The 6,416-nt window shown below is 44.9% G+C and carries 3 protein-coding genes and 16 tRNA genes; all 19 read left to right on the top strand.

All coding sequences use genetic code 11. From position 1 onward, the window contains the following. Positions 1-120 precede the first annotated feature (120 nt). Positions 121-196: transfer RNA gene (locus GC096_RS05695), tRNA-Asn, on the top strand. Positions 197-199: 3 nt separating this feature from the next. Further along, positions 200-291: transfer RNA gene (locus tag GC096_RS05690), tRNA-Ser, on the top strand. A gap of 15 nt (positions 292-306) precedes the next feature. Next, positions 307-381 (top strand) — tRNA-Glu (locus GC096_RS05685). Between the two features lie 14 nt (positions 382-395). Beyond that, positions 396-468, top strand: a tRNA-Val gene (locus GC096_RS05680). A gap of 56 nt (positions 469-524) precedes the next feature. Continuing rightward, positions 525-601, top strand: a tRNA-Met gene (locus GC096_RS05675). A gap of 12 nt (positions 602-613) precedes the next feature. Further along, positions 614-690 (top strand) — tRNA-Asp (locus GC096_RS05670). 22 nt (positions 691-712) lie between these two features. Next, positions 713-788 (top strand) — tRNA-Phe (locus GC096_RS05665). Positions 789-802: 14 nt separating this feature from the next. After that, positions 803-878, top strand: a tRNA-Thr gene (locus GC096_RS05660). 9 nt (positions 879-887) lie between these two features. Next, a tRNA-Tyr gene (locus tag GC096_RS05655) sits at positions 888-969 on the top strand. A 13-nt stretch (positions 970-982) separates the two neighbouring features. Continuing rightward, positions 983-1,056 (top strand) — tRNA-Trp (locus tag GC096_RS05650). A 25-nt stretch (positions 1,057-1,081) separates the two neighbouring features. Further along, positions 1,082-1,154 (top strand) — tRNA-His (locus tag GC096_RS05645). A gap of 22 nt (positions 1,155-1,176) precedes the next feature. Continuing rightward, positions 1,177-1,248 (top strand) — tRNA-Gln (locus GC096_RS05640). 8 nt (positions 1,249-1,256) lie between these two features. Then, positions 1,257-1,331, top strand: a tRNA-Gly gene (locus GC096_RS05635). 10 nt (positions 1,332-1,341) lie between these two features. Then, a tRNA-Cys gene (locus GC096_RS05630) sits at positions 1,342-1,415 on the top strand. A gap of 11 nt (positions 1,416-1,426) precedes the next feature. Further along, a tRNA-Leu gene (locus tag GC096_RS05625) sits at positions 1,427-1,515 on the top strand. A gap of 18 nt (positions 1,516-1,533) precedes the next feature. Continuing rightward, positions 1,534-1,612: transfer RNA gene (locus GC096_RS05620), tRNA-Leu, on the top strand. 211 nt (positions 1,613-1,823) lie between these two features. Further along, complete coding sequence (locus tag GC096_RS05615; protein WP_312886197.1) at positions 1,824-3,587, top strand: sensor histidine kinase; 1,764 nt, start codon at positions 1,824-1,826, stop codon at positions 3,585-3,587. Next, the gene (locus GC096_RS05610) at positions 3,580-5,184 is read left to right on the top strand and encodes a response regulator (RefSeq protein WP_171629294.1); all 1,605 of its coding nucleotides are present in this window, start codon (positions 3,580-3,582) and stop codon (positions 5,182-5,184) included. Before GC096_RS05615 ends, GC096_RS05610 begins: the two co-directional genes overlap by 8 nt. A 237-nt stretch (positions 5,185-5,421) precedes the next feature. Beyond that, a complete protein-coding gene (locus GC096_RS05605) occupies positions 5,422-6,405 on the top strand; it encodes an ABC transporter permease (RefSeq protein ID WP_171629293.1) in 984 nt (327 codons plus the stop codon). Positions 6,406-6,416: the final 11 nt, after the last annotated feature.

Genomic DNA, 6,416 nt, shown 5'->3' with positions numbered 1-6,416 from the left:
ATATAGGGATCTTTAATCGAAGATTAAAGTCTCTCTGCTAGAAAACCTAATAAGACTTTACGTTGAAGTTTCGTATCTAGTTTTCAAGGAATAAATCCTTGAAAGATTCAATGTTTCTATTCCCTGATAGCTCAGTTGGTAGAGCACTCGACTGTTAATCGAGTTGTCACAGGTTCGAGTCCTGTTCGGGGAGCCATATGGAGAGGTGTCCGAGCTGGCCGAAGGAGCACGATTGGAAATCGTGTAGGCGTCACAAGCGTCTCGAGGGTTCGAATCCCTCTCTCTCCGCCACAATCTTTCTAGTAAGGCCCGTTGGTCAAGTGGTTAAGACACCTCCCTTTCACGGAGGTAACAGGGGTTCGAGTCCCCTACGGGTCACCATTTTTACTTCCCATGGAGGCTTAGCTCAGCTGGGAGAGCATCTGCCTTACAAGCAGAGGGTCGGCGGTTCGATCCCGTCAGCCTCCATCACTTTTCCTTATGAAAGACTTGATTTAATAGGAAACGTGACATATACTTAATGACGCGGGGTGGAGCAGCCCGGTAGCTCGTCGGGCTCATAACCCGAAGGCCGCAGGTTCAAATCCTGCCCCCGCAACCAAATAATACATGTGGAGCTGTGGTGTAGTGGCCTAACATGCCTGCCTGTCACGCAGGAGACCGCGGGTTCGAATCCCGTCAGCTCCGCCATTATTATTACAAAATTTAGTTAGGCTTTGTAGCTCAGTCGGTAGAGCAGAGGACTGAAAATCCTCGTGTCGGCGGTTCGATTCCGTCCAAAGCCACCATTTAAATTAAATAAGCCGTTGTAGCTCAACTGGTAGAGCAACTGACTTGTAATCAGTAGGTTGGGGGTTCAAGTCCTCTCGACGGCACCATTGCTTTGTGGAGGCTTAGTGAAGTGGCTAAACACGGCAGACTGTAAATCTGCTCTCTTCGAGTTCGGTGGTTCGAATCCATCAGCCTCCATTTTCCTTTTTGTAGGGGCATAGTTTAAGGGTAGAACAAAGGTCTCCAAAACCTTTGGTGTGGGTTCAATTCCTGCTGCCCCTGCCAAAAATGCAAGAAACTTAATATTGTGGCGGTCGTGGCGAAGGGGTTAACGCACCGGTTTGTGGATCCGGCATTCGCGGGTTCAAGTCCCGTCGTCCGCCCATTATTACCAAAGCAACATAATGGGGATTAGCCAAGCGGTAAGGCAACGGACTTTGACTCCGTCATGCCAAGGTTCAAATCCTTGATCCCCAGTTTTATATGCGGAAGTGGCTCAGCGGTAGAGCATCGCCTTGCCAAGGCGAGGGTCGCGGGTTCGATCCCCGTCTTCCGCTCCATTATTACTAAGGCGCCATAGCCAAGTGGTAAGGCAGAGCTCTGCAAAAGCTTTACCCCCAGTTCGAATCTGGGTGGCGCCTCCACAAATTTATAAGCCGGAGTGGCGGAATCGGCAGACGCACAGGACTTAAAATCCTGCGGTAGGTGACTACCGTACCAGTTCAAGTCTGGTCTTCGGCACCATTGTTTTTACAAGTTTATGCCGGCATGGCGGAATGGCAGACGCGCTCGACTCAAAATCGAGTCCGAAAGGGTGGAGGTTCGAGTCCTCTTGCCGGTATAACGAACAAAGAAAGTCTATGAAATCATTTGATTTCATGGGCTTTTTTTTTGTTCACTTTCGGAACAGAAGAGGGATCGATGTGCTTCGTACACTTTGTATCTAAAATGCTATGTATATGTGTTTTACAGATAGTAAAATAGGAAGGGAACGCTTACAATGGAAGTTCATTCCCAAATATGACGTATGAGGCGGGGACCCTTTGAATATTGTGAATTCGGTAAGGTTTAAGATTTTTATTGGGTTTGTGCTGGTGGTTGCTCCCTTGGTTTTGTTTTTGATCTTTAATAATGTGTATTCCATGAATGTGGTGAGGGATCAAATTTCTCAAAACTATAATAAGCTCCTGCAGCAGTACGTGGAGGATACGGATAATACACTCAAAGAATTCGATAATTATTTGTTTCATCTCTATAGTGATCCTGATGTGATTAATATGAACTTGTACCCCTTGGAATCGGATGATTATGTGCTAGCAAAGCAGCGCTTGTTCAATAAGTTAACCCGACAGTTGGATATATACAACTTAGTGAATACGTTTTTTGTTTTCTCAGCTACTACTGAAGATCTGTTAGTTTCAACGAGAGAAAATACGTATTACTATGATCGTGTTCAGACAGTGAAACAATTCATCGTGGAAAATTCGAAGAGCCGTCCGAATGACAGCTCGAATGGCAACTGGCTCATTATGAAGGCAGCGAACGGCGACCACTATTTGATGAAAATTAATAAGGATTTGGGCGCAGGGCTGTCAGGCGGCATTCTCATTAAAATGAGCAGCATGGTTGAGCCACTAAGTAAGTGGGACACAGGCGAAGGTGGAGGAACCACTGTGGTGTCTCCAGACGGGATAACGTTAGCAAACAACTATTTCCCGTTACAAAGGTATCAGAACATCAGCGATCAAATTGCACCCAAAAGCTCTGGCTTTCAAATTGTCAAAGATAAGGAGCTTGATCAGCAGTTTTTGATTGTGCGGGAAGCTTCCTCACATGCAGAATTAGAATTTGAACTCATCATTGCCGAGAAAAATATGCTGCAGAATTTGCCATATTTGCAGCTTTTGATTTACTTTTTACCATTGGGCGGAGCCTTTGTACTAGGTATCTATCTCCTCTACGTGCAACGCATCTTATTCAAGCCGTTGATGCAATTAATACGAGGTATGAGGAAGATTGCCCAAGGGGAATTGTCAGTCAGGTTACATGAAGGCAGTTCGACGGAATTTGCCTTTCTGATCGCTACTTTTAATAACATGGTGGATCAGATTGAGAATCTGAAGATTTCCGTCTATGAAGAGAAGATTCGCGTACAGCAGGCTGAATTCAAGCATTTGCAGGTGCAGATTAATCCACACTTCTATATGAACAGTTTAAATATCATTTATAACCTCGCGGCGTTAAAAGATACGAAATCCGTTCAGAAGATGTCACTGCATCTGGCCGATTATTTCCGTTTTATTATGCGTACGAATCGGACAACAATGACACTGAAGGATGAGATCGATCATATTCGCAACTATTTGGAGATTCAAGTCATGAGATATCCGGACAATCTGACGTTTGACCTTCAATTACCAGAGACATACAGCCAATACGCTATTCCTCCGCTTATTGTACAGCCGTTTGTAGAAAATGCCGTGATCCATGGGTTTACGAAGCAGTACGGTACGTATGTCATTCAAGTGAAAGCTGAGCAAGATCCTGAAGCTCCTGAGGAGTTCTTTCTCTTGTCGATTAGTGACAACGGGAATGGATTTCAACCAGAAATGCTGCAGCAATTAAACTCAGCTCAGTATTTGGACCAATCGGGTGATGACCACCTTGGGATTTGGAATGTACGGCATCGGTTGCAAATGAATTATGGGAACAGAGTTGCGCTGAGATTTCTGAATAAGCCGGAGAGAGGGGCCTTGGTTCAGATTAGGCTGCCGCTTCACACCCCCATTGTGGAAGGGACGGAAAAGGATGTTTAACTTATTGGTTGTGGACGACGAGAAGATCGCGGTAAAAGGAATCACAGTGGGGATCGATTGGGAGGCGTTTCCGATTGGCCAGATTTTTGAAGCGCTGGATGTGAATGAAGCAAAGCAGGTGTTATCTCAGAATCGAATTGATATCATGATTTCGGATATCGAAATGCCAGGTAGCAACGGCTTGCAGCTGCAGGAGTGGGTACGTATGCATTCGCCGCAAACGGAGACAATTTTCTTAACGGGTCATGCGAATTTCGAATATGCGCAGCAGGCTGTTCGTTTAGGGAGCTTTGATTACGTCTTAAAGCCAGTGGATCACGATCGATTGCAAGATATTGTGAAGCTCGCCATTGAGAAGATTAAAGAAGATCAGGAGCAGTTAGATTTTCATGAAACCTATAAGACGTATTATAGTCACTGGGTCAATGAGCTGCCAACGTTGGTTGAGAAGTTTTGGCAGGAGCTGTTGAGCGGGAAAATACCTGCCAATGAGGAGCGATTGACTCGCAATTTCCAGATGTATGAAATTCCCTTGGATATGACGAGTAGGATCTTACCTATCCTAATAAGTGTCGAGCATTGGAAGGAAGACCTGAATGCAAGAGATGAAGAGATTATGGAGTATGCGATTAGGAAAGCGGCTGCTGAAATCATTGTTGTAGAGCAGGCTGGATGTGTGATTCAGGAGAATGGCTCATCTTTGGTTCTTCTGTATGTAGGTGAAGGAAGCGAACTATCTCTACCTGACATCAAAGCGAAGTGTGAGGCTTATATTAGTGCTTGTCACCGTTATTTCCAGTGCAGCTTGTCCTGCTATGTAGGCGAGCAAACGCCTTTACTTAAGCTAACGGCGAAGGTGGCGGATCTTTTTCAAAATGAGCGGAACAATGTGACGAAAAGTAACTGTGTGCTTTTGGACAATGAAACGGATCAACCGCTTATGAACAAGCCGCAGGCGCCAACCTTCTCCGACTGGATCGTGCTGCTTGAATCAGGGAAGAAAGCCGAGCTGGTAGCTCGCATACAGGAGAATATTGATCGTCTACAGAAGACTAATGACGTGGGCTCCGAAACGGTGGAGGCTTTCTATTATGGGTTGTTGCATGTGGTGTATCATGTTTTGCACAAAAAAGGATTAGCTGTACATGATATGCTCCCTCATCAAGAGCTACAGGACTATAGCAGCGCAACGCGTTCTTTAAATCAACTGAGGAATTGGGCGGTTCGAATCGCTACCGTAAGCTGTGACTACATGAATAGCCATCTGAAAGGCGTCTCAGCGGTTACTGCGAAGGTATGCCAGTACATTGACGAACATATGGAGGAAGAGCTCAGCAGAGAGGAATTGGCGGCTTCTGTGTTTCTCAACCCAGCCTATTTATCGCGTTTATTTAAGAAAGAAACGGGGCTTTCCATCTCGGAGTACAGTTTGAAGGTTCGGATGGAGAAAGCAATGAAGCTGCTTGCGGAAACCAACGATAAGATCAGCTATGTAGCGGAGCAAACGGGATATTCGCACTTTTCCTTTTTCGCGAAAATGTTTAAGAAGTATTCAGGACTTTCGCCTCAGGAGTATCGAAAGAACTTTCAGGGCTGAAGAGGTTCTGAGGCATGGGTTCAGGGGTACTGAACAACATAAGATGGTATGGAAAAGCTACCCAAGAATGGGTAGCTTTTTTGTGTTTTCAGGGAGAGATGGCAACGTCTAGACGAATGTCACAGAAGTGCTTATTCGGTCACTACGCAGATAGAGATTTATTTCCAAACAATTTACAATGAACCTATAAGAGAGAGGAAGCAAGCGGATTGAATGGAGAGGGGAGCAAAATAAACGATGAACGATACGTCAAATACGGCAGCGCAGGCAGCCCCTATACGTACTACGAAACGAACTAGGGTTCAATCAAATTTTCTATGGACGGTTCGCAAATACTGGATCTTCTATGTGATGATGGCACCAGCAGCACTGCTGCTCATCATTAACAACTACATTCCAATGGCGGGCGTTCTGATTGCTTTTAAAAATGTGAATTACACAAAAGGGATTCTAGGAAGTCCATGGGTGGGCTTCGATAATTTCAAGTATTTGTTCTCTAGTGAGGTTGCGTGGGTCATTACTCGAAATACGATCTCGTATAATCTGGTTTTCATCGTATTGAATTTGGTAATCGCTGTTGCAATGGCTATTATGTTTAATGAGATGCGCAGCAAATTTCTATCGAAGTTTCATCAAAGCACGATGTTTCTGCCCTTCTTTCTCTCCATGGTGTGTGTAGCCTATCTGGTATATGCTTTCTTGGGAGCTGAGCATGGTTTCGTGAATACGGTGCTCCTGCCTAAATTAGGCATAGAGCCGATTGACTGGTATACGGAGTCGAAATATTGGACGGTCATTCTACCGATTGTGAACACATGGAAAAATCTTGGGTACTATACGGTCATCTATATGGCAGCCATTATTGGGATTGATCATGAATATTATGAAGCGGCATTAATCGATGGAGCAAATAAATGGCAGCAAGTTAAACGGATTACGATTCCGCTGATCATGCCGGTCATGATCACGATGACACTGCTTCAAGTAGGTAGAATTTTCTATGCGGACTTCGGCCTATTCTTCCAAGTAACCAAAAATGCAGGCGCTTTATTTCCGACCACACAAGTTATTGATACGTATGTGTATCAAACGTTCCTGACGATGGGGGATATCGGAATGTCATCGGCAGCAGGCTTGTACCAAGCCGTTGTAGGTTTCCTACTTGTTCTAGTTACGAACTTATTTGTAAGAAAAGTAAGCAAAGAGAACGCACTATTTTAAGAAGGAGTGGC

Origin of the sequence: Paenibacillus plantarum (assembly GCF_013141695.1) — a bacterium.
Taxonomy (GTDB): Bacteria; Bacillota; Bacilli; order Paenibacillales; family NBRC-103111; genus Paenibacillus_E; species Paenibacillus_E plantarum.
This window is presented reverse-complemented; position numbering and strand designations above follow the sequence as displayed.

Coding starts and splice junctions, on each gene's coding strand:
- GC096_RS05610 (WP_171629294.1), top strand. CDS start 3,580: ATGTTTAACTTATTGGTTGTGGACGACGAGAAGATCGCGGTAAAAGGA.
- GC096_RS05605 (WP_171629293.1), top strand. CDS start 5,422: ATGAACGATACGTCAAATACGGCAGCGCAGGCAGCCCCTATACGTACT.